This window comes from Neisseria sp. P0008.S010, from assembly GCF_051962715.1.
Classification (GTDB): domain Bacteria; phylum Pseudomonadota; class Gammaproteobacteria; order Burkholderiales; family Neisseriaceae; genus Neisseria; species Neisseria elongata.
The window spans coordinates 1-212 of record NZ_JBQCVA010000476.1 but is presented as its reverse complement, the minus strand read 5'-3'; the positions used below and the strand labels follow the sequence as shown (position 1 = coordinate 212).

General features: G+C 54.2%; 1 rRNA gene. It reads left to right on the top strand.

Annotated elements, in window-relative coordinates:
• Positions 1–212: ribosomal RNA gene (locus ACTHSL_RS14410) — 16S ribosomal RNA — on the top strand; the annotation flags it as partial.

Genomic DNA, 212 nt, shown 5'->3' with positions numbered 1-212 from the left:
CGTGCCAGCAGCCGCGGTAATACGGAGGGGGCTAGCGTTGTTCGGAATTACTGGGCGTAAAGCGCACGTAGGCGGACTGGAAAGTCAGAGGTGAAATCCCAGGGCTCAACCTTGGAACTGCCTTTGAAACTCCCAGTCTTGAGGTCGAGAGAGGTGAGTGGAATTCCGAGTGTAGAGGTGAAATTCGTAGATATTCGGAGGAACACCAGTGG